21 protein-coding genes, 1 tRNA gene and 2 pseudogenes are annotated in these 23,602 nt (G+C 58.1%); 15 read left to right on the top strand and 9 right to left on the bottom strand.

Annotation, left to right across the window (positions count from 1 at the left end; genetic code table 11):
• Window positions 1-2: 2 nt before the first annotated feature.
• From A462_RS16575 to A462_RS16590, 4 genes are all read right to left on the bottom strand, one after another.
• Window positions 3-449 (bottom strand): DUF411 domain-containing protein, encoded by a 447-nt coding sequence (locus A462_RS16575; protein WP_003207550.1) that lies wholly within the window; start codon window positions 447-449, stop codon window positions 3-5.
• A 154-nt stretch (window positions 450-603) separates the two neighbouring features.
• Window positions 604-1,059 (bottom strand): SRPBCC family protein, encoded by a 456-nt coding sequence (locus tag A462_RS16580; RefSeq protein WP_003207553.1) that lies wholly within the window; start codon window positions 1,057-1,059, stop codon window positions 604-606.
• Window positions 1,060-1,140: 81 nt separating this feature from the next.
• Window positions 1,141-3,135: a methyl-accepting chemotaxis protein gene (locus tag A462_RS16585; protein WP_008435124.1), complete on the bottom strand. Its 1,995-nt coding sequence runs from the start codon at window positions 3,133-3,135 to the stop codon at window positions 1,141-1,143.
• A 165-nt stretch (window positions 3,136-3,300) separates the two neighbouring features.
• Entirely contained in the window at window positions 3,301-4,296 is a 996-nt protein-coding gene (locus A462_RS16590; protein WP_008435122.1) for an aldo/keto reductase, read from the bottom strand.
• Between the two features lie 118 nt (window positions 4,297-4,414).
• Between A462_RS16590 and A462_RS16595 the strand changes: the two genes are divergently transcribed.
• Window positions 4,415-5,332 (top strand): LysR family transcriptional regulator, encoded by a 918-nt coding sequence (locus A462_RS16595; RefSeq protein ID WP_008435120.1) that lies wholly within the window; start codon window positions 4,415-4,417, stop codon window positions 5,330-5,332.
• Here A462_RS16595 and A462_RS16600 read toward each other — a convergent pair.
• A complete protein-coding gene (locus A462_RS16600) occupies window positions 5,323-6,228 on the bottom strand; it encodes an AraC family transcriptional regulator (RefSeq protein ID WP_008435118.1) in 906 nt (301 codons plus the stop codon). The genes A462_RS16595 and A462_RS16600 overlap by 10 nt on opposite strands.
• Window positions 6,229-6,330: 102 nt before the next feature.
• Here A462_RS16600 and A462_RS16605 point away from each other — a divergent pair, with 102 nt between their 5' ends.
• The 5 genes from A462_RS16605 to A462_RS16625 are packed head-to-tail and all read left to right on the top strand — an operon-like array spanning window position 6,331 to window position 10,758.
• On the top strand, window positions 6,331-6,891 hold the full coding sequence (locus A462_RS16605) for a carboxymuconolactone decarboxylase family protein (RefSeq protein WP_003207562.1): 561 nt from the start codon (window positions 6,331-6,333) through the stop codon (window positions 6,889-6,891).
• A 52-nt stretch (window positions 6,892-6,943) separates the two neighbouring features.
• Window positions 6,944-8,005, top strand: a complete 1,062-nt coding sequence (locus A462_RS16610) for an acyl-CoA dehydrogenase family protein (RefSeq protein ID WP_008435115.1) — start codon at window positions 6,944-6,946, stop codon at window positions 8,003-8,005.
• Window positions 8,002-8,805 (top strand): ABC transporter ATP-binding protein, encoded by an 804-nt coding sequence (locus tag A462_RS16615; protein ID WP_008435112.1) that lies wholly within the window; start codon window positions 8,002-8,004, stop codon window positions 8,803-8,805. The genes A462_RS16610 and A462_RS16615 overlap by 4 nt, the downstream gene beginning before the upstream one ends.
• Window positions 8,792-9,991 carry an ABC transporter substrate-binding protein gene (locus A462_RS16620; RefSeq protein ID WP_008435110.1) on the top strand — a complete coding sequence of 400 codons (1,200 nt, stop codon included), beginning with the start codon at window positions 8,792-8,794 and terminating at the stop codon, window positions 9,989-9,991. Before A462_RS16615 ends, A462_RS16620 begins: the two co-directional genes overlap by 14 nt.
• 14 nt (window positions 9,992-10,005) lie before the next feature.
• Window positions 10,006-10,758 (top strand): ABC transporter permease, encoded by a 753-nt coding sequence (locus tag A462_RS16625; RefSeq protein ID WP_172834573.1) that lies wholly within the window; start codon window positions 10,006-10,008, stop codon window positions 10,756-10,758.
• A 47-nt stretch (window positions 10,759-10,805) separates the two neighbouring features.
• On the opposite strand, the gene A462_RS16630 is transcribed toward A462_RS16625, so the two are convergent.
• Window positions 10,806-14,168, bottom strand: a complete 3,363-nt coding sequence (locus tag A462_RS16630) for a membrane-targeted effector domain-containing toxin (RefSeq protein ID WP_238544236.1) — start codon at window positions 14,166-14,168, stop codon at window positions 10,806-10,808.
• A 313-nt stretch (window positions 14,169-14,481) separates the two neighbouring features.
• Window positions 14,482-14,619 carry a hypothetical protein gene (locus A462_RS34625; protein WP_003207572.1) on the bottom strand — a complete coding sequence of 46 codons (138 nt, stop codon included), beginning with the start codon at window positions 14,617-14,619 and terminating at the stop codon, window positions 14,482-14,484.
• A 173-nt stretch (window positions 14,620-14,792) separates the two neighbouring features.
• Here A462_RS34625 and A462_RS16635 point away from each other — a divergent pair, with 173 nt between their 5' ends.
• On the top strand, window positions 14,793-14,987 hold the full coding sequence (locus A462_RS16635; RefSeq protein ID WP_003207574.1) for a hypothetical protein: 195 nt from the start codon (window positions 14,793-14,795) through the stop codon (window positions 14,985-14,987).
• 1 nt (window position 14,988) lies between these two features.
• Here A462_RS16635 and A462_RS16640 read toward each other — a convergent pair whose 3' ends face one another.
• Window positions 14,989-15,366 (bottom strand): hypothetical protein, encoded by a 378-nt coding sequence (locus tag A462_RS16640; protein WP_032899365.1) that lies wholly within the window; start codon window positions 15,364-15,366, stop codon window positions 14,989-14,991.
• 243 nt (window positions 15,367-15,609) lie between these two features.
• On the opposite strand from A462_RS16640, the gene pvdQ reads away from it, so the two are divergent.
• Both pvdQ and A462_RS16650 read left to right on the top strand, forming a co-directional pair.
• Entirely contained in the window at window positions 15,610-17,907 is a 2,298-nt protein-coding gene (gene pvdQ / locus A462_RS16645) for a bifunctional acylase PvdQ (protein WP_008435101.1), read from the top strand.
• Between the two features lie 214 nt (window positions 17,908-18,121).
• A tRNA-Cys gene (locus A462_RS16650) sits at window positions 18,122-18,195 on the top strand.
• A 155-nt stretch (window positions 18,196-18,350) separates the two neighbouring features.
• Here A462_RS16650 and A462_RS16655 read toward each other — a convergent pair.
• Window positions 18,351-18,872, bottom strand: coding sequence for a tyrosine-type recombinase/integrase (locus A462_RS16655; RefSeq protein WP_371318391.1), 522 nt, complete (start codon window positions 18,870-18,872; stop codon window positions 18,351-18,353).
• Between the two features lie 116 nt (window positions 18,873-18,988).
• Between A462_RS16655 and A462_RS16660 the strand changes: the two genes are divergently transcribed.
• From A462_RS16660 to A462_RS16670, 6 genes and pseudogenes are all read left to right on the top strand, one after another.
• Entirely contained in the window at window positions 18,989-19,570 is a 582-nt protein-coding gene (locus A462_RS16660; RefSeq protein WP_008435096.1) for a gp53-like domain-containing protein, read from the top strand.
• Between the two features lie 181 nt (window positions 19,571-19,751).
• Entirely contained in the window at window positions 19,752-20,018 is a 267-nt protein-coding gene (locus A462_RS34890) for a phage tail assembly chaperone (RefSeq protein ID WP_008435093.1), read from the top strand.
• An 826-nt stretch (window positions 20,019-20,844) separates the two neighbouring features.
• Window positions 20,845-21,921, top strand: coding sequence for a hypothetical protein (locus A462_RS34260; protein ID WP_157222840.1), 1,077 nt, complete (start codon window positions 20,845-20,847; stop codon window positions 21,919-21,921).
• Between the two features lie 16 nt (window positions 21,922-21,937).
• On the top strand, window positions 21,938-22,279 hold the full coding sequence (locus A462_RS33395; protein WP_083853210.1) for a class I SAM-dependent methyltransferase: 342 nt from the start codon (window positions 21,938-21,940) through the stop codon (window positions 22,277-22,279).
• A 468-nt stretch (window positions 22,280-22,747) separates the two neighbouring features.
• Window positions 22,748-23,280: pseudogene (locus A462_RS0132470) on the top strand (glycoside hydrolase family 19 protein).
• Window positions 23,277-23,567 (top strand): annotated as a pseudogene (locus A462_RS16670) (lysis protein); the annotation flags it as partial. The pseudogenes A462_RS0132470 and A462_RS16670, both read left to right, overlap by 4 nt.
• Between the last annotated feature and the right edge of the window lie 35 nt (window positions 23,568-23,602).

The following is a 23,602-nucleotide window of genomic DNA, read 5'->3' as shown; positions in this document are numbered from 1 at the left end:
AATCAGCGTGCCGGATAGTCAGCCACTACCACGTCTTTGCCATCGCGAGTCAGGCCGATGACCTGATAGGCATCGCTGCTGCCGTCCATCTCCATGCCAGGCGAGCCCATGGGCATGCCTGGCGCCGCAATGCCCAGCAAGTCGTCGCGCTTGCGCAGGGCCAAGACCTGGTCGGCTGGCACATGGCCTTCGACGAACTTGCCGTCGATCACGCCGGTATGGCAAGACGCCAGGCGCGGCGCCACGCCCAGGCGTTGCTTGACCTCGCTCATGTTGCTTTCCACATGGTCGTTGACCTTGAACCCGTTGCTCTCCAGGTGGGCAATCCACTTTTTGCAGCAACCGCAGTTGGCATCACGGTGCACGTCAATCGGGATCAGCTCGGCAGCCTGGGCCAGGGTGCTCATGAGCAGGGCCGACAGTGCGGCCAGTCGCAGGGTGGTTTTCATCGTCATCTCATCGGATAAAGGGCAACAGCGGGGCATTCTCCCTGCTTTTTGGAAAAGGGTTTCCCGGGATTGTTACGAGGTTTTACGAAAAACCGACAGCACCAGAATAACCGCCTGGTGCTGTCGGAAAACTGAGAGGGATATGACGGTTTTGTCAGGCTGGCGGGGATTCCAGGCGCTGCTTGAGCTGATCAAGGGCCTGGTTGGACAGTGCGATCATGCGCTCATGCAGGGTGGTCAGTTGCAGTTCGGTTTCATAGGTGAGGATGCGCTTGAACAGCGTGCCGTTGCCCTGTACTTGCAGCAGATAATGAATACAGCCATCGACCGCCAATGAGGTGAACGCGGTCTTGAACTCCCGCGGTCGCTGCGCAATCTGCACGCGATAGCTCATGGGAACCCGCACACCCAGCAGGTCGATGGTTTCAGTGAAACGATGACCGGCAGGCAATGAGCCGGCGATACCGGTGTCGGCGCCCAGGGATGTCGGATGCCATTCATGCCAGCGATCCGGTTGGGTAACGTAGTCGTAAACATCGTCGATAGAGGCTTGTATATAGCGTTCCTGACTGATCCGCTCCAGACGGATCGGGTGCTCAACTGCGTGCATGACACACCTCCTGTGTGGCGGAGCGAACTGTCAGAATAGTCCGGCTCCCGCGCATTGCACGGGAGCTTTCAGGCTATTTTTTCAACGCACCTTGAAGCGACCCATCAATGCAATAACCCGGCCATTGGCATCCAGCAGGCTCTGGGTGTTGTGCTCCGTGGCGTGGCCGCTTTGCACCAGCTCTTCGACCATGTGGCGGATGTGCACCATGCTGCGGTTGATTTCCTCGGTCACTGCGCTTTGCTGTTCGGCGGCGGTGGCGATCTGGGTGCTGAGGTTGTTGATATGGCTGACGGAGCCGGCCATCTCGTCCAATCCCGTGTTCACCCGGGCCGTGGCGTCAGCCGCAGACTGGCAGCTGGCCTGGGTGGCTTCCATGGCCGTCACCGAGGAACTCACGCCCGTGGTCAGGCGCGCCAGCATCTCATTGATCTGCGAGGTGCTGGCCTGGGTGCGGGCGGCGAGGGCGCGGACTTCGTCGGCCACCACCGCAAAACCCCGGCCTTGTTCGCCGGCCCGGGCGGCTTCGATGGCCGCGTTGAGTGCCAGCAGGTTGGTCTGGCCCGCGATGGCGCCGATCACGCCGAGGGTTTCGGTGATGCGGGCGGCATCCTGGCGCATGTTTTCCACGGTGTGGGTGGCGCTGGAGACCTCGCCGATCAACGCGCTGACGCTGCGGGAAGCTTCGCCGACCACCACCCGCGAACGGTCGGCGTGCTCGTTGGCGCGCTGGGTGAACGCAGCCGTTTCGGCGGCGTTCTCGGCCACGGTGTCGGCGGTGGAACTCATCTCGGTGATGGCCGTGACGGTCTGGTCGGTTTCCGAGGCATGGCGGACCAGGATCTGGTTGGTCTGGGCCGACGTCTGCTGCAATTGCGCCAGGCTCGACGACATGGCGCCGGTGGCCAGGGTCACTTCTCCAATCATGTTTTGCAGGTAGACGATAAAGCGGTTCACCGAATGGCCAATCGCCCCCAGTTCATCCTCGGCGCGGATGGTGATGCGCCGGGTCAGGTCGGCATCGCCGTTGGACAGTGCGTCGATATTGGTTTTCAGGGCGGTCATCCGGTGCACCAGCTGGCGGATGGCGTACACCGCCAACAGCACCAACAGCAGGATCATCGGGATTTGCAGCATCGCCAACGTGCCCAGTACGTCATCACGTTGGGCGGTGATCAGCGAGGTCGGCAGCGCAGTGGCGAGGAACCACGGGGTGCCTTCGATCGGGCGCATGAAGAACGTGCTGGCCACGCCCTGGTTGTCGAACTCGCTGCGTTGCAGGGTTTGATCACGATGGGCCAGGCCGGCGCTGACCTGGGCGGCAAAGGCCGAGGTGCCGGCCAATTCGCTGATGTTCTTCAACACCACGGGGCCGCTGATGCGCGTGCTGTTGCTGATGATCTTGCCGTCGCCTTCGACGATCAGCATCTGCCCGCCGAGGTCTTTTTCCTTGCTGGCCACCAGGTCGTTGAAGAAGCCCAGGGTCACGTCGATGGTGGCGACGCCATAGGCTGCGCCGTCACGCTGGATCGCCATCGCGCAGTTGGTGCGTGGCTCCTGGCTGGCGTCATCCTTGTAGGCCGCCGCCCAGGCGCACTGGCCGCGGGGCGAAGCGAGGCCGCCCTTGTACCAGCTCTGGTCGTAGTAGTTGGGGGCCGCGTCGCTGTTCCAGAAGGTGTTCACCGCCAGCTTGCCCGAGGCATCGCGGTGCCAGAAGGTGCTGTGCTTGTTGCGCTCCGGCGTGCGCTGGTTGGGCAAGGGCCAGATGCCGCCGCCGAACACTTTCAATTCGCCGTACTGGTCCACCAGGCCTGGCAGCACCTTGTCGATGGCGTCGCTGTCCAGCAGCGGGATGGTTTGGGTGATGCTGCGTTGCTGGGCCTGAACCTTGTTCAGTTCGCCCTGGATCTGCTCGGCCACTTCGGCAATGCGATTGAGAGCCACCTGTTCTTCGGTGTGGCGCAGCTTGGGGGCCACCAACTGTCCGATGCCCACCACCGTCAAGACGAATAACAACAGGACGAACAGCACCAGGAACAGGGTGTAGCGGGCTTGGATAGAGCGCAATGAGGGCATGGGGTCGTCCTTACGAAGCGTTTATTGTGCGACGCGGCTTTGTTAGAGCTTCGAAGGGCTATCGGCTTGGGACGGGCGAGCTTGAGGCACTATCGTGCAAGAAAAACCAGGGCAGGGATTCAAGGCGCGGAGCTGGCGAGCCAGCCCCGATCCGGCGTGGCAGGATTATTTGTCCAGCATCTGCATGACCGCTTCCGGGTAGCGCAGCCCGGCTGTGGCGTTGGCCGGGAAGATGGCCTCCAGCGCCGCCAACTCGGTCGGGCTGAGCTTGACCTCCAGTGCCGCGACGTTCTCTTCCAGGTATTTGCGTTGCTTGGTCCCCGGGATCGGGATCAGGTAATCCCCTTGCGCCAGCACCCAGGCCAACGCCAGTTGCCCGGCGGTCACGCCCTTGTCGGCGGCCAGGGCTTGTACCTGTTTCACCAGCAGCAGGTTCTTCGCAAAGTTTTCACCCTGGAAACGCGGGCTGAACCGGCGATAGTCATCCGCCGCAAAGTCATCCGGGCTTTTCAGCGCGCCGGTCAGGAAGCCTCGGCCCAGTGGGCTGTAGGGCACAAACGCGATTCCCAGGCGTTGGCACGCCGCGAGGCAACCGTTGTCTTCCTGGTCGCGGCTCCATAACGAATATTCGCTTTGCAGGGCGCTGATGGGATGCACCTTGTGGGCGCGCTCCAGGGTAGCCGCCGACGCTTCACTCAAGCCCAGATAACGCACCTTGCCTTGCTTGACCAATTCGGCCATGGCGCCAACGGTTTCTTCAATCGCCACTTCGGGGTCGATGCGGTGCTGGTAATACAGGTCCAGGGTTTCCACGCCCAGGCGCTTCAAGGTGCCGTCGATGGCCTCGCGAATGTATTCCGGGCGGCCGTTGACGCCACGCAGTGCCGGGTTCGCCGGGTCGCGCACGATGCCGAACTTGCTGGCGAGGAACACCTGGTCGCGCCTGCCGGCGATGGCCTTGCCGATCAGCGCTTCGTTGGTGTGGGGGCCATACATGTCGGCGGTGTCGAGCAGGTTGATCCCCAGCTCCAGGGCGCGGTGCAGGGTGTATATGGCTTCAGTGGTGTCGGTGCCGGTGGTGTAGAAATCGGTCATGCCCATGCAGCCGAGGCCGATGGCGGAAACCTGAGGGCCGTTTTTGCCGAGTTGACGTGTGTGCATGGGTCCAGCTCCTGTGTGGGAAGGGCTCCATTGTTGCCCTCGACAAAAGCGGGATAAACCGGCTAAAACCACTATCACTATTATGAAATTCTAAATAATCCAGGTAGGAAACCAGCCAGTGGACCGTTTCAACGCCATGCGCGTGTTTGTGCGGATTGTCGAGTTGGGCGGCTTTGCCAGGGCGGCCGACAGCCTGCAACTGCCGCGTGCCTCGGTGACCATCCTGATCAAGCAACTGGAGGCGCACCTTGGGGTGCAACTGTTGCAGCGCACCACGCGCCAGGTCAGCCCGACCCTGGACGGTGCCGCCTACTACCAGCGTTGCGTGAGCCTGCTGGCGGACCTTGAGGAAACCGAGGCGGTGTTCTCCACCAGCCGACGAAACCCGCGCGGCACGTTGCGCATCGATATGCCGTCCGGGATCGGGCGTTTCCTGGTGATTCCGGCAATGCCCGAGTTCACCACACGTTACCCGCAGATTGATCTGGAAATCGGCCTCAACGACCGCCCGGTGGACCTGATCCGCGAAGGCGTTGACTGCGTGTTGCGCGGCGGCCTGGCGCTGGATGAGTCACTGGTGGCCCGGCCGCTGGCAATGATGGATCAAGTGACCTGCGCCAGTCCCGGGTACTTGCAGCAGTTCGGTATGCCATCGACGCTGGATGACCTGGCCGGCCATCAAGTAGTGGAATATTTCTCCAGCACCAGCGGCAAGCGTTATGGCCTGGAGTTTCAGATCGGCAACGACATCCGTTTGGTCGACCTGCCCAAGCAAGTGGCGGTCAACAGTGCCGATGGCTACCTGGCGGCCTGTGAAGCGGGTTACGGCCTGGTGCAGACGCCGTACTACCACGCCGTTCGCCAGTTGGAAGCGGGCACGCTGGTGGAGGTGCTGGCGCATGAGCCGCCGCCGAAGTTGCCGCTCACTGCGTTGTACCCGCCGCATCGCCAGCTGTCGCAACGGGTGCGGGTATTTGTCGATTGGCTGGTGGAGCTTTGCGCCCGGCCGGGCAACGGGTTGCAGCGTCAGCCTTGAGCCTTGCGGTAGGCGCCGGGCTGGATGCCGGTGACTTTATGGAAGGCGCGGGTAAAGGCGGCGACCGATTGATAACCCACGGCGAGGGATACGTCCGCCACCGTCTGGTCTTGCTTGAACAGCTGGCAGGCGTGGCGTACGCGCATCATCAGCAGTACTTGCCCCGGCGACTGGCCGCAGAGTTCATTGAAACGCTTGAAGAACGCCGACCGCGACAAGCCCGTGCAGGCCGCCATGCTTTCCAGGGTCCAGGGATCGGCGGGGCGTGCAATCAACTGTTCCAGCAGGTTGGCAAACGCCGGTTGCCGGGCCAGCGCCGCGAGCCCGCCGAGGTCGGTGTTGTCCAGCACCTGTTGGCGCAGCACGTACAGAAACAGCAGGTGGCACAGGCGCTCCAGCAAGGCGGGCGAGGGCGCCGGCGTGCGCTCGCATTCCTGCAGGATCAATTCGAACAGGTTGCGCGCAGCGGTCAGCGAAGGGTCACCGGCCCGCAGGATGATCCAGGCGGGCAGCGTGTCGACAATCATCGCCGACAGCCCGGACTGGAAATGAAAAAATCCGCACACCAAACCCACGCCGTCACTCGCCTGGTTGTCCAGCGGCACCATTGGCTTGCGCGGGCATTCCTGGGCGCCGGCGGCGGTGCCATCGCTGGACAAGCGGTACGCCAGGTCCCGCAGCAGGAAGACTGCATCGCCGTTGTTCAATGGGTAAGGGGTCGAGTCGCCGTCAATGTGCATCCAGCACTGCCCTTGCACCACCAGATGAAAACTCGCGCTTGCCAGGCCATGGGTGCTGGCGTGCCAGTCGCCGCAGTAACGCCCGACGTGAAACAGGCTGGTGTTGAGTTCAAGGCTATCTAATAACCAATCGACGAGTGAACTGGACGAATTCATCTAACGGAAAGACTCTAGAGCAAGTAATCGCTACTTTAGACTATTGAGCGGATTTTTTATAACCAACAGACTTGGTACACGAATCCATGAGGAGACCACTCCATGTCCCGCGTACCGATGCTAACCCTGGAAACCGCTCCTGAGGCGGCCAAGCCCTTTCTGGAAAATGCCCTGAAGGGTTCCGGGTTCATCCCCAATCTGTTGGCGGTGCTGGCCAATGCCCCGGCGGCACTGGAAACCTACATCACTGTCTCCGGCCTGAATGCCAAATCCGACCTGAGCCTGGCCGACCGCGAAGTGGTGCAACTGATTGCCGCCACGAACCACGGTTGCGATTTCTGCGTCGCCGGGCACACTGCCGTAGCGCGCAACAAAGCCAAGCTGCCGGAAGACGTGATCGACGCCCTGCGCCAGCGTGGCGAACTGCCCAACGAGCGTTATGAGACACTGGCCGCGTTCACCCGTGAAGTGATCGCCACCCGCGGTGATGTCAGCGACGCCGGCTACACCGCGTTCCGTGAGGCAGGCTACACCGACGGTCATGCCCTTGAGGTTATTCTGGGTGTGAGCCTGGCCACCCTGTGCAACTTCGCCAACGTGTTTGCCCGTACCCCGTTGAACCCGGAACTGGCGCAATACCGTTGGGAAAAACCGGCTAGCTGAAGGCGCGCAAGCGTTCGCGATGGTAAACATGCTGCAACAAGGAGAAACATGAATGCTTGACCCAATCTTGAGCCGTTGGCTCGATGTTCAAGCGCAGGCCCTGGATGTGGGCAGTTGCGATCCGCAGGAAGTGCTGCCACGGCTGGCAGAGGCCAATGTATTACGTATCGGTGTGCCCAAGGACCTCGGTGGCCTGGGCGGCGATGTCACCGGCGCGGTGGAAGCTATCGCCGACGTAGCTAGCCATTCCCTGGCGTCGGCGTTTGTATGCTGGGGCCAACGCTCGTTTATCGAATACCTGCTGCAAAGCCCGAATCAGCGCCTGCGTGAGCAACTGCTGCCGGACCTGCTGAGCGGCAAGCTGGCCGGGGCCACCGGGCTGTCCAACGCGATGAAGTTTTTGTCTGGCATCGAGTCGCTGCAAATCACCGCAGAGCCGACCGACGACGGCTGGAACCTCAATGGCCGCCTGCACTGGGTGACCAACCTGCGCAAGAATGGGTTTGTGGTGGCCGCCGCCATCGAGCATGCCCAGGGCGGCGCGCCGTTTATCCTGGCGATCCCGGATTCGGTGTCCGGGCTGCAACGTTCCCGTGACCTGGAACTGTTGGGTCTGCAATCGAGCAATACCGCAGCCCTCGGCTTTGAAGCCGTGGAACTGAGCCGCGACTGGTTGTTGCATGAGGATGCACGCAAGTTCCTGCCGGCCGTGCGCCCGGCGTTTCTGGGCTTGCAATGCGGCATGTCCATCGGCCTGGCGCGGCGCTCGCTGGCGGAGGTGGCCAATCACCTGGGCTCCAGCCGCACCGTATTGCGTGAAGAGCTGGAAGTGTTGCGTACCTCCTTGGAACAGGCGGTCAACGACCTGAAGAAAGGCCTGCTGGCCGGCCGCTTCGGCACTGAGCCGGTACCGTTGTTCCGCCTGCGCATCGCCCTTGCGGAAATCGCTGCCAGCGCTGTGCAACTGGAGCTGCAAGCCAGCGGCGGCAAGGCCTACCTGACGGCCCACGGCAGCGGTTTTGCCCGGCGCTGGCGCGAGTCGGCGTTTGTGCCGATCGTGACCCCGAGCCTGGTGCAGTTGCGCACCGAGTTGAACCGTCAGGCCAATCTATGAACCAGGCGGTATTGCACGCCCAGGGAATTTGCCTGGGCTATGGGGGCAATTCGGTGCTGGAAGGTTTCGACCTGCAATTGCAGCCCGGCGAAGTGGTGTCGATCCTTGGCCCCAGCGGCGTTGGCAAGTCCAGCCTGCTACGGGTGCTCGCCGGTTTGCAAGCGCCCCAGGGCGGCAGCATCCGCCTGTTGGGCGAGCCGTTGAATGGCCCGCACCCGCGCGTGGCGGTGGCGTTCCAGGACCCCAGCCTGCTGCCGTGGCTGAGCCTGGAAAAGAACGTCGCCTTCGGCCTGGACTTTGCCCGCCAGCCGCACCTCAGCCCTGAAGAACGTCGCAGCCGCGTCGACCATGCGATCCACGCCGTAGGCCTGGAACACGCCCGCCAGCAATTCCCGGCGGCGCTGTCCGGCGGCATGGCCCAGCGCACGGCGCTGGCCCGTTGCCTGGCCCGCCAGCCGCAGGTATTGCTGCTGGACGAGCCCTTCGGTGCCCTGGATGAAGTGACCCGTGCCGACATGCAGCACCTGCTGCTCAAGGTCAATCGCGAGCAAGGTTCGGCGGCGGTGCTGATCACCCACGATATCGACGAAGCGCTGCTGTTGTCCGATCGGATTCTGCTACTGGGTAACCGCCCGGCGCGGACCCTCGGCGAATGGCGCATCGACTTGCCGCAACCGCGGGAAGAACAGGTGGAAGCCATTGGCACCCTGCGCATCGAAATTCTCAAAACCCTACGGCGGGCGAGCCGCACTGACCCCCAACCCCCTGAACTGCTGGAGCCTTGCCATGTGTCTGGATGACCTCACTCACTCGCGCCGTGACTTTCTCAAACTCTCGGCCGTGCTCAGTGCCGCCGGAGCCTTGCCATTGCTGAGCAGCTTGCAGGCCCGGGCGGCCAGTGAGCCGGACGCACCGGTACGCATCGGCTATTTGCCGATCACCGACGCCACGCCGTTGCTGGTGGCCCACAACAATGGCCTGTTCGAGGCCGAAGGCATCAAGGCCGAGCGCCCGGTGCTGCTGCGCAGTTGGGCGCAGGTGATCGAGGCGTTCATTTCCGGGCAGGTCAACGTGATTCACCTGCTGTCGCCGATGACCGTATGGGCGCGGTATGGCAGCAAGGTCCCGGCCAAGGTCGTGGCCTGGAACCATGTGGGTGGCTCGGGCTTGACCGTGTCGCCGGGCATTACCGACGTGAAGCAACTGGGCGGCAAGTCGGTGGCGATTCCGTTCTGGTACTCGATTCACAACGTGGTGGTGCAGCAGTTGTTCCGCGACAACGGCCTGAGCCCGGTGGCCCGTGCCGCCGGCAGTGCGATTGCCGCCAACGAGGTCAACCTGATCGTGTTGCCGCCCTCGGACATGCCGCCGGCCCTGGCCAGCAAGCGCATCGACGGCTACATCGTCGCCGAGCCGTTCAACGCCCTGGCGGAAAACCTCAACGTGGGCCGCGTACAGCGCTTTACCGGCGATGTGTGGCGCAACCATGCGTGCTGCGTGGTGTTCATGCACGAGCATGACCTGACCAACCGCCCGGAATGGTCGCAGAAGGTGGTGAATGCAATCGTCAAGGCCCAGGTCTGGACCCGCGACAACCGTGAAGAGGCGGTGAAGCTGCTGTCCAAGGACGGCGAGAACCGCTACACCCCGCATGCCGAACCAGTGCTGCGCAAAGTCCTGGCGCCGGCTGCCAGCGACCGTGCGGCTTACCTGGCTGACGGCGCGATCCAGCACGCCAACTGGGACGAGCACCGCATCGACTTCCAGCCGTATCCATTCCCCAGCTACACCGAGGAACTGGTACGCCGCCTGAAAGACACGCTCATCGAGGGCGACAAGAAATTCCTCGCCGACCTGGACCCGGCGTTTGTCGCCAAGGACCTGGTGGACGACCGCTTCGTGCGCAATGCGATCGCGGCGGTGGGCGGCATGAAGACCTTCGGCTTGCCTGAGGGCTTTGAGCGAAACGAGGAGATTGGCGTTTGAACAACGGCAAAACCTTGGGGTTGCCGGGCTGGTTGCTTGGCTTGAGCGGGTTGGCGGGGTTGTTGTTGCTCTGGTGGCTGGGGGTGAAGGTCTTTGGCAGCGCGGACGGTTTGTCTGCGCGGTTTTCGCTGTCGGCGACCCTCGCCAGCCTGTGGGAGTTGCTGGGCCGCAGCGAGCTGTACCTGAACATAGCCGTGAGCCTCAAGCGGATCTTCGTCGGGCTGTTCCTGGCATTGCTGATTGGTGTACCGCTGGGCTTGCTGGTGGGCAGTTCGCGCAAGCTGGAGGCGGCGACCACGCCGGCGTTCCAGTTTCTGCGGATGATCTCGCCGCTGTCGTGGATGCCCATCGTGGTGATGTTGATGGGCGTGGGCGACCAGCCGATCTACTTCCTGCTGGCGTTCGCAGCGGTGTGGCCGATTCTGCTGAATACGGCGGCGGGTGTGCGTCAGCTCGATCCGCGCTGGTTGCAACTGAGCAAGAGCCTGAGCGCCACGCGCTGGGAAACCTTGCGCCGGGTGATTATTCCCGGGGTGATGGGGCACGTGCTGACCGGCGTGCGCCTGGCCATCGGGATCCTGTGGATCGTGCTGGTGCCGTGCGAGATGCTCGGGGTCAGTGCCGGGCTGGGTTATTACATCCTCGACACTCGCGACCGGCTGGCCTACTCGGAGCTGATGGCGATGGTGCTGCTGATCGGCTTGTTGGGGTTTGCCCTGGATGCGTTTGCGCGCTGGTTGCATCAGCGCTGGGTGCATGGAGGGTGAACACCTCATGCAAAGGCTCGGAGGCTTTCCGGGCCTTTGCGATGTGCTCAGGGTTTCACGTAGATGCGCAGGTCGCCTGGAATATCGTTGGGCTGTAATGGCCGGTTCGGGTCTGGCGCAGGGTTTTTTGCTTTAAGCCCGATGCTGCTGTGGGTCATGTTCCTGTTGTCAAAAACCCCGATGCCGATGCTTTCCGTCAGTTCCGCCAGGCCCGGAACACCTTCGGAGGTGTTCATGTGCGCGCTCCCCACTAACGCGACCCACTTTTCGGTGCCCGAGTTTGCCTGGATGGTTTCCGCAGCGTAGTAGTTGAATTCCTTGAGCCGCTTTTCAGAGTTGACGCCAGTCCGGGTGCGATCACGGGATTTGTCGTGTCTATGTCGCGTCAGATAATAGTGATCGAGGGGTAAAAGCTCTATTCCATTGTCTTCAAATTTTTTCTTGAGTTGCTCCAGTGTTGGATTCGTGCGGCGAGTGTTGCTGTTTCCGAGCATTCCGATTCCATCATCAACGGGGCCACCGATGTAGTCGATATACCCTTCGAAGTAGACTTTTTTTACACCCTGGTTTTTTAGCGTATCGACGTTGTCGAACAGCATTTTAAAGCTGGCCATCTGCGAGTGAGACTCTCCAAACACCACGCCGTTTGATGCTTTCAATGCCTTTGTGATCAGATCGGCTGCGGGGATCGGTACGGGAACATCGGGGATTGTAGGGCGCGGCGGAAGGCCTCCGTCTTTTATCGCATCGTAATAATCCTCCATTTCCACCCGAAACTTATCCAGCGTTGCCTGGCGTGTGTCGGATTTGAAATGGGATGATTCGAGCCTGCCTTTCAAACTTTCCACGTATTGGCCCTCGGGTAACGGCTTCCTGATTGGAGGTGGGCGGTTGACGGTGTTTATCGGGTTAAACCGGTGAGTGCTCTTGCTCGAAGAGGCATAGGCGTTGGGGGAGGGCTCCAGCGTATCAGCGCTACTGAGCGCTTGCAGGGGGCTGCCGTATGGCTGGTGCTTTTGTGCGTCGAAAGCGTACCACTTGCCCTTGATCTGCACCGCGCTGCCCTCGACCGTCTGCTCGCCCATCTGGAATGAGCCGGTAGCGGCTGCGTCATATCGAGTGCCGGCGGCGGCAAGCTCCCTGTTGCTCGCTGTACCCTTGAGCGTTTTCAAGCCCTGGGTGGCTGCGTTTGCGCCGTCGATGGCGAGTTTTCCCGCGCCGACTACCAGGTCGCCAAGTCCGCTCAGCGGATTGAGTTCCGAGAGTGCGGTAACCCCGAAAATCTTGCTCAGCTTGAGGGCTTTGCTGGCCGCGCTGCTGGCAGTGCTCAGGGTTTTTCCGACCTTCGCGGCGACGCCTGCACCTGCCGTGAGAAAGCCGAACACATCAAATGCCAGGTCAGAGAACCCATCTTTATAGTTGCCATTACTGAAGTTGACGATGGCCGACCTGAGCGGAACAAGGTCGAGAAAAAAGTTGCCGATGGTGCTGGCGACCGTCCTTCTATGCTCATCCGGCGTACTTCCGGCCGCTTGTTGCCTGAAGGTTTCCAGATCGAGCCCCTCGACGATTGAATCCGCAAGGTACTCCGCCCGGAAATTCCTGAACAGGTTGGGATTGGATCCCTCGAGCGGGTTCTCTTGCTTTATATAGTCGCGCTTGGCATCGAAGGTGGAGAACTCTTCTATTCGGGTTACTTCGTTGGCGATCTTCTGGTCCTGGCGAGTGATAATTGCGTTGCTGACTTTCCTGATGCTGCCTTTTTCGGTATCGAACTCATAGGTGGACGGCTTGTTCTGGTGTTTTGTGGTGACCAGTATTTTTTTGCTTGTATGGAAGAGGGTTTCTCCCGCGAATGGTGTCCAGCTGACTCTGTAGGATTTTTCTTTGTAGAAGTTCAGCTTTCCTAACCGCAAGTTTTCTTTGTCCTCCGGTGGAAGGTTGGCGAGGGCATTCAAGATGGAATATTTCTTGACGGTTTTATAGTCGCTTATGGTCTGGCTAATGGCTTTGTCAAAGGTGTCGGGGACTTTAAAGCCGGGGCCATGGGTAAAGGCGGCGAAGGCATCAAGATCGACGCCATGCGTTCCAGGTTTGAGCTCCCAGTCTGATGCCGTTATTTTCTCGCCTTGCATGGTCAGGTCCAGCATGGAATAAGGGCCGCGAGTGGGGATCGTCTTGTTGGCGGTTTTGTTGGGCTTGAGCAACACCTTCTCTTCAAAGGGGACGCCTTCGCCAAATTTTTCCTTGAGCAGGTCCAGCGCCATCTGCTTGCGGCTGGGCATCGGGGTGTCAAGCAAGCCGGAGGCGTGTTTCAGCTTGCCCAATTGATAGTTGAACGCGTCCATGGCGGTATCAATGTCTGGTTTTTCGTAAAGCGTGTCGTCTTTCGCCTCAAGCACCCCATTGACCACGGCCCAGTCCAACAATGCCGCAGTTTGGGCAGCTTCGGGCGCGGGCCCACTTGAGTCGGCGGCGATCATCACTTCGGCAAAACTCATGTTCGCTACGCTGCCAGGGGACCTGGCTTCGATGGCGGCCGCCGCGATGCACAGGTTGGCCCAGGCCAGGCTGCCGTAGACCACGCTGTCGGGAATATCCTTGATCAGCAACTGCGGCGCCGCCCGCATCAACAGCAGATGCGTACCCAGCGAGGCGTTGGCAGGTGAGGTTTTGCCGGTATCACTCAAGTGCTCGCGCAGGCCGGCGACGATCGCCGAGGTGGGTTTGCCCCAATATTGTTTATGTGACAGGTCGAATCCGGCCACTTTGTTGCGATGCGGTTGGGTGATGGATTCCTGATCCAGATCGAGGTTGATGGCCGCCAGTACGTGATCATTCACACTGCTATCAGTCGCAATGCTCTCCAGGTTGGTCTGCAAGGCCTCTCCCAGCGCCTGGCCTCGGGGGGAACGGATGAGGGCTTCCAGCGTTTTGGCCGGATCGCTCGAGGCGTCGCTGGAGAGCGGCAGGTTACCGTTCAGAAACTCCAGGAGCCCCCGCTGCTGGCTTGCTTGCTGAACATCCGGAGGGCCAGCGGCATGTTCTCTGGCGGCGGTGAGCAGTTCGTTCTGCTGAGGTGTGCTCAAGGGCAGGGGCCAGGACAAGGCGCCGCCCAGATTTCCCCATGGATGGGGGTGGGAACGTGTCAGCGATGTGCGCGCCAGGGTCAGCAGCTCATCATGGGTGGTTGGCTCGGGCAGGCCCATAGCCTTGAGAAAGTTTGCAAGACTCACGGCGTTAGCACTATTTGGGGGGTAAGAAGAGTTGGGCGCGAGGTCCATCAGCGTGCTTCCCAGCGCAGATCGCACCACCAGAAACGGCGCGTTCGGTCCTGCCAACGTGGCGACATGAGTGAGCTGCTGCGCCAGTGCCTGCCAGTTTTTTCGGTCAGCCAGCGCGGTCTCCAAGGCTTTCGGGCCATTGGGGGGCGGTGTGTCAGCCGCGGGGTCCGGAATGTCCGTTGCGCTTTGCAATATTTCATCGGGGTATGACGGTATATCGGGGAGTGGTATCGGAGGAGGGGGCGGTGGTGGGTATGCAGTGGAGGAAGGAACCGAGTTGCTGACTATCATCGTGAACACCTTTAGGCACGCTCATTCAGGAATGCGCCTTTCAGGAAAACCTCCCTGCTTCCTGGACGCTCTTGCTGAGTGTCGGAAGCAGGGGGAATGGCTCCGCCTGTAAAGTGTTCAAGATGTCAGAAAATGTACGGATGACCGATCAGCGATGGTAATACCCCGGTCCGCCTTCGCTGTAGCGATGGTCATGCCAACCGCCGCCGCCGTGGGGGAAAATAATGCAGCCGCTCATGCTCAACATGATCAGCAAGGGAATCAGCAGTGTGATTCGACGAAGCATTTCAAAATCCTCTAGGGTGCTCTCAGGTTCAATCAGGCGTTGGGCAAGCCAAAGTTTTTCATCGCCTGTAACATAAGACCCCGCCGACCCCAATCCATCCCCGCTAACAGGTATGTGCTTGGTGTGGTAGTCGATACAAAGTGGACACAATTTTTTAGCTTCAGGAACCCGTCATGACCCAAAAGCAACGTTTGAAATACTCGATTCTGATCTCCCTGCTGGTGCTGGGGACGATGTTTGGCCTGTCCTACTTGCAGAACAACGGGGTCATCAGCGAAAAGACGTTCCAGTACATCGCGATTGCGGTAGCGGTAACCGTGGTGGTGATCAACGGTGTGATGCGTCGCAAGGTCAAGCCTAACCTTTGAGTCAGGCCCGGCCTTCCAGGACTTTGGCAGCCTGCTCGTGCAGGCTGTAGCTCTTGTCGGCGTTCAGGGTGATCACGCCTTCGGTGCACAGGCGCTTGAGCACCTCACGCACGCTGAGAAACGACAACGGGATGCCCAGCTCCAGCAAATGGCTGTGCACGCCGCGCACGCCGAGGGTGCGCTGGTTGTCGGCGGCGGTCAGCAGGGCGTCGATGACCTTCAGCCGGATCAGGCTGGTGCGCAGGCCAAAGCATTTGAGCAAATGACGAATACGCTGGTTGCCATGTTCCGGCGCCTTGCCGAACGCCTGGTTGCCGGTGGCAAAACCTCCGTCATGCATGGGTGAGTGTCCTTCCGTGGGCAGTTGCGAGTTGTACATGCAGAAACTCCTTATCAGAGCCTGATCAGGAAAATGATGGCGCTCTTAGTTAATAAGACGTACGAGCTGCACAAATCATGAAGCGGGGGATGTAGAAATTTTGTCGGTAACATCCTGGAGACATACCGACCTGTCCGAATAAACGCCTGCGGCTGCTAAAATTATTCCCGGTATTTACGTCTTAACTGAGGTGTTGGCGAAGCTGTCCCTCGTCGCGGTGTTTAATTTGGCTGTGGAGTCTGCGTGATTATTTCCAACGGGTTGTTCAGGGTGTGTGTGGCAGGGGCGTTGCTGGGGCTGAGTCTTTCGGCCGCGGCGCGGGTGCAGGAGCAACAGGCCACCGCCGAGATCCGTCGCACCAGCTTTGGTGTCCCGCATATCCGGGCCAACGATGAGCGTGGGCTGGGTTTCGGCATCGGTTATGCCTATGCCCAGGACAACCTGTGCCTGCTGGCCAATGAAGTGGTGACGGTCAATGGCGAGCGTGCCAGGTACTTTGGTCCCGAACAGGCGACCCTGGAAGGGCGTAACAACCTTGCCAACGACGTGTTCTTCACCTGGCTGAACACCCCCCAGGCCGTTGCGGCATTCTGGAAAGCCCAGCCCCCGGCGATGCAGCAGCGCATTGAAGGGTATGTTGCCGGTTACAACCACTACCTCAAGGAGCGCACTGCCCAGGGTTTGCCGGCGCAGTGCCAGGCGGCCTGGGTACGGCCGATCACGGCCGAAGACCTGGTCAAGCTGACCCGCCGGCTGCTGGTGGAAGGTGGCGTCGGGCAATTTGCCGAGGCCCTGGTGGGGGCCACGCCGCCCAACACCGTCGCCCAGGTGGACAGCAAGGCGTTTGAGGTCGCGGCGGCCAACCAGCAACGTTTCGCCCTGGACCGTGGCAGCAACGCGGTGGCGGTGGGGCGTGACCGTTCGTTCAACGGCCGCGGCATGCTGCTGGCCAACCCGCATTTTCCGTGGGTGGGCGGCATGCGTTTCTACGAGATGCACCTGACCATCCCCGGCCAGCTGGATGTGATGGGCGCTGCGTTGCCGGGCCTGCCGGTGATCAATATCGGCTTCAACCAGCACGTTGCGTGGACGCACACCGTTGATACGTCCAAGCACTTTACCCTGTATCGCCTGACTCTGGACCCCAAGGACCCGACTCGCTATTTGCTGGACGGCAAGTCCGTGCCCATGGATAAAAACACGATCAAGGTAGCGGTAAAAACTGCCGACGGCGGTACCCGGGAACAGTCCCGCACGGTCTACAGCTCGCAGTTCGGCCCCATCGTGCAATGGCCGGGCAAACTCGACTGGGACGCCAAATATGCCTTCAGCCTGCGGGATGCCAACCTGGGCAACGACCGTGTGCTGCAACAGTGGTACGCGATGAACCGCGCGGCGAACCTCAAGGAACTGCAAACCTCGGTACACACCCTGCAAGGTATCCCGTGGGTCAACACGGTGGCAGCGGATGACCAGGGTCAAAGCCTGTACATGAACCTGTCGGTGGTGCCGAACGTCAGCGCGAAAAAGCTCGCACAGTGCAGTGACCCACGGGTCGGGCTGCAATTCATCATGCTCGACGGCTCTCGCAGCGCCTGCGCCTGGGACGTGGACCCGCGTGCCGCCCAGGCCGGGATCTTCCCCGCCGAGCAACTGCCGCAACTGGAGCGCACCGACTACGTGCAGCACTCCAATGACTCGGCCTGGCTGGTCAACCCCAAGGCACCCTTGACCGGGTTCTCGCCCGTTATCAGCCAGGACAAGATCGGCTTGGGCCCGCGTGCGCGCTTTGCCTTGCAACGCTTGCAGGAGCTCGACAAGCAACCGATCAAGGTCGCCGACCTGCAGAATATGGTCATGGACAACCAGGTGTATCTTGCCAGCCAGGTGATGCCGGACTTGCTGAAGTTCTGCGCGGGTGCCGATGCCAGCGTGAAATCGGTGTGCGACAGCCTGAAAAACTGGGACCAGCGCGCCAACCTCGACAGCGGCCTGGGCCTGGTGCACTTCATCAACCTGGCGGAGCAACTGGCGCAAGCGCCGGACGCGTGGAAGGTGGGTTTCGATCCGGCACAACCCCTGACCACACCACGTGGGCTGGCGGTCGATCGGGCAAACGTGGCCAAGGCGCTGCATGAAGCGATGCTCGCATCAGCTGCCGACGTGGCCAAGCGCGGGCTGACGGCGGACAGCCGCTGGGGTGATATTCAGGTCTCGGGCCAGACACCGATCCACGGCGGCCCGCAAGAGCTGGGCGTTTATAACGCCATGCAAAGCGTGCCTCGGGCCGATGGCAAGCGCGAGGTAGTCAGCGGCAGCAGCTACTTGCAGATCGTGACGTTCGACGAGAAGGGGCCCAATGCCGAAGGTGTGCTGGCATTCTCCTTGTCCAGCGACCCCGCGTCGAAATACTTCAAGGACCAGACCCAGGCGTTTTCCGAGAAAAAACTCAGCCCGCTGCCGTTTACCGAACAGCAGATCAAGGCGGACCCGCAGTACCAATTGCAGGTTATCCGTGACAAGGAAGAAGCCGGGCGGTAGGGTAGCCCACCAGGAATACCTGCCCCTTGAGAGAATATTTTTTGAAATCAAGGGGTTGCAAGCCCTGGCAAATGAGTACATAATTGCGCCCATCGAACGCACTGAAGCATTAAAAACTTCAATGTTTTCAATGAGATAGAGTAGAGGCAGGCTTCACATAGCCCACTCAAGTTTGTATGCGGTGAATGTCGGTTGTAAGGCATTGATCGTTTGAGGCCGAGTAGCAAAATGGTTATGCAGCGGATTGCAAATCCGCCTACGCCGGTTCGATTCCGACCTCGGCCTCCACTCTTAAAGCCCCGTAGATCAATGGTCTACGGGGTTTTTTATTGCCTGCGATTTGAGAACGTTTCCGCAACTTTTACAATCGTTTTCGCAACCCCCTGCACTTTGGGAGGCGTTGAGGGGGGGAGTCGCAACTGGTGGGGAGAGTTTGTGACGCGTTATTTCGTGGGCTTTACGATCTCACCCACGCGCCGATAGACCCGCTTGGTCATCTCTTCGGTGCTGTGGCCGAGCAGGCGGCTGGCATGTGTAAGCTCGATCTCGCTAGCGGCCTTTGGGCGGATGTCCTTGAACTGGAACTGGCGGATCAGCACGGCCAATGCAGGGTCACCGTCGGCGCCGGCTTTGACGGCTGCTTTTTCGCGGGCTTCATCCCAGCGGTTGCGCAGCATCTGCTGGCTCATTCGCAGGCCGGATGCGTTGGTGATCAACGTCGATGTTTTAATACCGTTCAGGGCCCTGCGTTCTAGGAGGTCGCTGATAAAAGCGCTCAGCCCAGATTGCACTCCGTCGTCTTCCAATCGCAGTCGAAGCTTCTTATCGGTTTTGCCTTGTGTCACCCCTAGGAATCCGCTGTTCAAATCTGTGGTGGCCACCTTGAGCACGTCGGCGGGGCGTTGGCCACTCAGGTAGGCCAGGTCCATGGCGTCCTTTAGTTCTTGGGCTGCCTCGGTATACACGGCGTTTCACACGGTATCGCCGGCATAACACTCGGCCCACGATCGGGCGCCGGGCGCCGGTCAGAACAACCACGGCTGTCGCTGGATTCATCAGAATATCGACGGGCGCGGAGGTCATGGGTGGTCTTGACAATAACTCTGCTGTGACCCCTCTGACGCTCAAGAATAGACTAGATGCCCTTTGGGTTTCGGCAACGACTGCTGTGGCTGGGGTACTGAAACTGTCTACTCAGGCTCAAGTGAACGCGGGCATCGACAACTCTACAGCCGTTACGCCGCAAACTCTGGGTGTTCGGTTGGCAACACTGATTGTAGGCGCAACAGAGGGGGTCGCAGGTATTATTAAAGTTGCGACCAATGATGTGATGGTTGGGTTAACTAACAATTCAGACGCAGTTACCGTGGCGAAGTTAAGGCTAGGGTTCTCTTTGTTGGGAGCGGCCAATGGTTATATCGTACTCCCGGTTTGGATGGGAGGGCTCATTTTTCAATGGGGTGAGACTGCTCACACTGGCTCTGACACCAAAATTACGAGTCTACCTATGGCCTTCCCTAATGGTGTAATGAAAGCTATAGGGGGGACCTTTGCTAATGCGTCTGTCGGACCGCAAGGCATTATCAAAACTGTAAGTTTGAATCAGATTACAACGTATTCGTCGGGCGGGTATAACGTGTCTTGGTTTGTAATTGGCTGGTAATTTAGGAGGGGTGCATGTCAAGACTATATAGCAAGTCCACCGGGAATCTTTATCTAGCGGGTGTGAATAAAGATATTCCAATGATGCAATAGAAATATCCGATGAGTTGGTTTTGTTAGTAATTGGGAATCCCGCACCAGGGGAAGTTCGTGCTCATGATGAAAATGGACTTCCTTTTCTCGTGGACGCTCCGCCGCCTACGGTAGAGCAGCTCGCGTCTATCGAGCGTGCTTGGCGCGATGCGCAGTTATTGGTTACTGACGGAATTATCAATCGGCACCGAGATGAGGTGGAGAGCGGCGAAGAAACCACGTTAACGATGGAGCAATACAGGGCGCTTCAGGGTTGCCGGCAGGGGTTGCGCAGTTGGCCAGAGACGCCAATTTTTCCTGACAGTACCGGTCGCCCCGTCGCGCCCACCTGGTTGATTGAGCAACTCAGCGAGTAAGAGGCTTTTCGTTATGCAAATTACAGAGCAGCAGCTACTGCTGATCCTCCCGAACGCCGGGCGCCAAGCCGGCGTTTATCAGCAGGCAGGCTTCCCGGCCACGATTAAGTGGCCTGTTGCACCAAGTTGATCTTTTCAGAATGTCAGGCGGCCGCCATTGAGCGTAACTGGCGAGATGGCGGGCTTCCATTGAGTGATGGTGCGGTGGACCGGCACCCCGACCAGGTGGAAGCGGGCTCTACCACATATCTGACGGCAAGGCGCTCCAGGCCGAGGCGCTGCGTGATTGGCCAGAGAGCGCACCGTTCCCGGACAACATAAAGCGTCCTAACGCCCCAGACTGGTTTATCCCGCCGTCCAGCAAGCCAGCCGGTGCCGATAAGTACCGGAGCGCTTGTTTTGGCGTATGCTTCCTTCGCATCAAGAAATACCGGGTGCGGCGATCTGGTCTAGAATAAACCTGTTGCTGCAGGTTCTTATAGCTAAAGTGCATAGCTTTCGTATTTTAGGTTCCTGTTTTTTGATTTTTGGGAGGGTGTAACTCGTACCAATATATTAATGGCGCCGGAGATAATCTGACAGCTAAGGATGCACGAATTCACAAGGAGAGTTTTTTGATCATCACGCTAAGATCTAGAACATTTGAGTTTGTGTTGTTTTTGTCTGGATATTTTTTCTATAGGTTTCAATATGGAAGTGAAAATGAATACATATCGTTTAATCTGGGTGTTTTGCAAATCGCAGTTTCTATTTATGCCATAGTTAGATATCCGGTTAGGAGAAGGTCGCTAATTTTTGTATTGTTTTCATCTTTTTTCTTCTTTTCTTGCAAATTGCATACTACGCTAATTTTGTAATACCCTGGTCCGGATTGCCAGGGGATGGGGCTGAATATCTTTATGCCGCTATAAGGCTTTGGGTTTATTTGTTTTTTGTTTGTATTTATGCGCTGACTATTGCCAGGGATGATCTTTATAAGTTTTGTGATGTATTTATTTTTCTCTCAAGGTTTTCTGTGGTAATTGCGGTCGCCTCTCTGTTTGTTTTTTATACAGCAGGTGTCTCACTTCTTCTAAATACATATTTTGCAGAGCACTTGATTAGACCGCAAGCATTCTTGTCCGAGCCGTCCTCATTTGCTCCGATTGCTGCGGTATTAATGATTGTTGGGTGGTTAAGAAAATCAAAGATTGATATTGCACTTTCTCTGATCGCTCTAAGCATTACATTCTCTCCTATTTCTATCCTGACAACTTTATTGGCGATTTTTTTGTACTCCTGTTTGTACGGGATAAAAAGTACGTCAGCTAAGATATTTATATTTGTTGTTGCTGTTGTTTCTATGTCGACGCTATTCATGATGGATTGCGCGAATCTTGTTGTAAGCCTTAATGGGTTCGAAAGAACTACTGGCAGGGTTTCGTGCGGAGTTCAAGTTATTTTCGATAGCGGTCTTCGTGATCAGTTACAAGATTTATTTACAAATCAAAGACTTACATCTACATTTATGTCGATGGACCTTGCAAGGCAGTATGGCGGTATACTTCTTGGGTTTGGGCTTAATTCATCATCTATTTTTATGCCGGCTTTGGTTGGGGAGGTTAGAGAGAACTCCTTGTGGATTTCGATGTTTTTGTTCTATGGAATAATCGGAGTTTTAGTATTTCTCTCGCTTGTCGTTCTTGGAATGCTTAGGGCAAGAATGGTTAATAGGGAGTTTGTTGTTTTCTATTTGTCAGTACTTGTTGCCTCTACAATAAATTCTGCCGGTGGCTTTTATCTGTATTCGTTATTGTATTTCTCAGTAATAGTTATACTTTTCGGAAGGAAGTCAAGAGAGGTAGATGGATTTCATACCCAGCAAGAAGCGCATCAAGATGATTTGACTTCTTCTACAGAATAAAAAGCGAGAGGGATTTATGGTAGGTGAAAATAAAGAAAATTATCTCTCCTGGAAGGGCTGGGATTGTGATTCCTTTGGTTCGCATAGCAAGTGGCACAGATCCTTTTTTAATTCTGAACTTAAGAGGACGGGCGTTTCAAATATTGAAAGCGTTCTAGAGATTGGGTTTGGAAATGGAGAGTTCATGTCATTCGCTGTTGATTCCGGACTTGAAACTGTAGGGGTCGAGTTAAATGATGAGCTTGTGGGCATGGCTTCATCTATGGGGTATGAGTCATATTCTAGTTTGTCCGATATTCCAAGCGGTAAAAGATTTGATGTTGTCGCAATCTTCGATGTATTAGAGCATATCGATTAGGTTGAAATTCCTGGTTTTTTAGCCGAGGTAAAAAACAAGCTAAATCCTGGCGGTGCAATATTGGCTAGGTTCCCAAATGGCGATAGTCCTCTTGGCCGAATTCATCAGCACGGAGATGTTACGCATAAGACAACTATCGGTAGCGGGAAAATTAGATATTTTGCAGATTCTGTTGGTCTTAGTGTTAGATACTGCGGTGCTCCATCAATGCCAATATTTGGATCTCCTGCTAAATACGCGATTTACAATTTATTCGCGAGACCCATAAGGTGGGTCTTTGATAGATTCTTTGGTTTTTTATATCTTCAAAGAGTAGACGTGACATTCTCTCCGAATTTAACAGTTGTTCTTGCCTTGGATTGATATACATAACATGGATTTGATCTCACTCAGCTGGATATTCAATAATTGATTGCCACCAAATACAAGCCCGCCAATGAGCGGGCTTTTTTTCGCCTTGAGAAAACCATGCCGATTACGGCGCAGCAATTGCTGCAGATCCTCTCGAGCTCCGGCCGCCAAGCCGGCGTTTTTGTTCCTGTGCTGAATTCGGCCATGGCCAAGTATGGAATCGTCACTCGACTGCGCATTGCTGCGTTCATCGCCCAGGTCGGGCATGAGTCGGGGCCGTTCCGCTGGCTGAAAGAGTTGTGGGGCCCCACAGCGCAGCAGGCAGGCTACGAACGGCGCACCGATTTGGGTAATACGGTGAATGGTGATGGCTTTAAGTACCGTGGCCGCGGCCTGATCCAGATCACCGGGCGGGCCAACTACAAGTCGTGTGGCGATGCCCTGGGCTTGGACCTGATCAATCAGCCCGAACTGCTCGAGCAGCCGCAATACGCCACGATGTCGGCGGCGTGGTTCTGGTCGACGCGGGGCTTAATACCCTGGCGGATCAGGGCGACTTCGTGAAGATCACTCGCCGCATCAATGGCGGAATCAATGGACTGGAAGATCGCCAGGCGCTGTATGACAAAGCGCTGGAGGTGCTGGCATGACGACCATGCAGAAGCTGGCAGGCTTGGCGTCGCTGATCCTGCTGGCCATGGCCGTTAGCGTCGGCGCTGCCTGGAAGGTGCAGGACTGGCGGTTTGACGGGAAGCTGGCAAAGCAGGCGGGGCAATTCCAGACGGACCTTGACGCGATCGGCAATGCCGCTAGCGCCGAGGCCCGCGCCGAGCAGGACAAGCGCCTGGCCATCGAGCAGCAACTGGCCGCCTCCAACCAACAACACACCAAGGAATTATCCGATGCTCAGCGCAATCAGGCTTTGCTGCGTGACCGCCAGCTACGGCGCCCCTGGCGCTTTAAGGAAAACCA

It is taken from the genome of Pseudomonas sp. Ag1, assembly GCF_000278565.1.
GTDB lineage: Bacteria > Pseudomonadota > Gammaproteobacteria > Pseudomonadales > Pseudomonadaceae > Aquipseudomonas.
The sequence above is the reverse complement of the archived record's forward strand: the minus strand, read 5'-3'. Positions and strand labels throughout refer to the sequence as shown.

Coding starts and splice junctions, on each gene's coding strand:
- A462_RS16575 (WP_003207550.1), bottom strand. CDS start 449: ATGAAAACCACCCTGCGACTGGCCGCACTGTCGGCCCTGCTCATGAGC.
- A462_RS16580 (WP_003207553.1), bottom strand. CDS start 1,059: ATGCACGCAGTTGAGCACCCGATCCGTCTGGAGCGGATCAGTCAGGAA.
- A462_RS16585 (WP_008435124.1), bottom strand. CDS start 3,135: ATGCCCTCATTGCGCTCTATCCAAGCCCGCTACACCCTGTTCCTGGTG.
- A462_RS16590 (WP_008435122.1), bottom strand. CDS start 4,296: ATGCACACACGTCAACTCGGCAAAAACGGCCCTCAGGTTTCCGCCATC.
- A462_RS16600 (WP_008435118.1), bottom strand. CDS start 6,228: ATGAATTCGTCCAGTTCACTCGTCGATTGGTTATTAGATAGCCTTGAA.
- A462_RS16605 (WP_003207562.1), top strand. CDS start 6,331: ATGTCCCGCGTACCGATGCTAACCCTGGAAACCGCTCCTGAGGCGGCC.
- A462_RS16610 (WP_008435115.1), top strand. CDS start 6,944: ATGCTTGACCCAATCTTGAGCCGTTGGCTCGATGTTCAAGCGCAGGCC.
- A462_RS16615 (WP_008435112.1), top strand. CDS start 8,002: ATGAACCAGGCGGTATTGCACGCCCAGGGAATTTGCCTGGGCTATGGG.
- A462_RS16620 (WP_008435110.1), top strand. CDS start 8,792: ATGTGTCTGGATGACCTCACTCACTCGCGCCGTGACTTTCTCAAACTC.
- A462_RS34625 (WP_003207572.1), bottom strand. CDS start 14,619: ATGCTTCGTCGAATCACACTGCTGATTCCCTTGCTGATCATGTTGAGC.
- A462_RS16635 (WP_003207574.1), top strand. CDS start 14,793: ATGACCCAAAAGCAACGTTTGAAATACTCGATTCTGATCTCCCTGCTG.
- A462_RS16640 (WP_032899365.1), bottom strand. CDS start 15,366: ATGTACAACTCGCAACTGCCCACGGAAGGACACTCACCCATGCATGAC.
- A462_RS16660 (WP_008435096.1), top strand. CDS start 18,989: ATGGGTGGTCTTGACAATAACTCTGCTGTGACCCCTCTGACGCTCAAG.
- A462_RS33395 (WP_083853210.1), top strand. CDS start 21,938: ATGGTAGGTGAAAATAAAGAAAATTATCTCTCCTGGAAGGGCTGGGAT.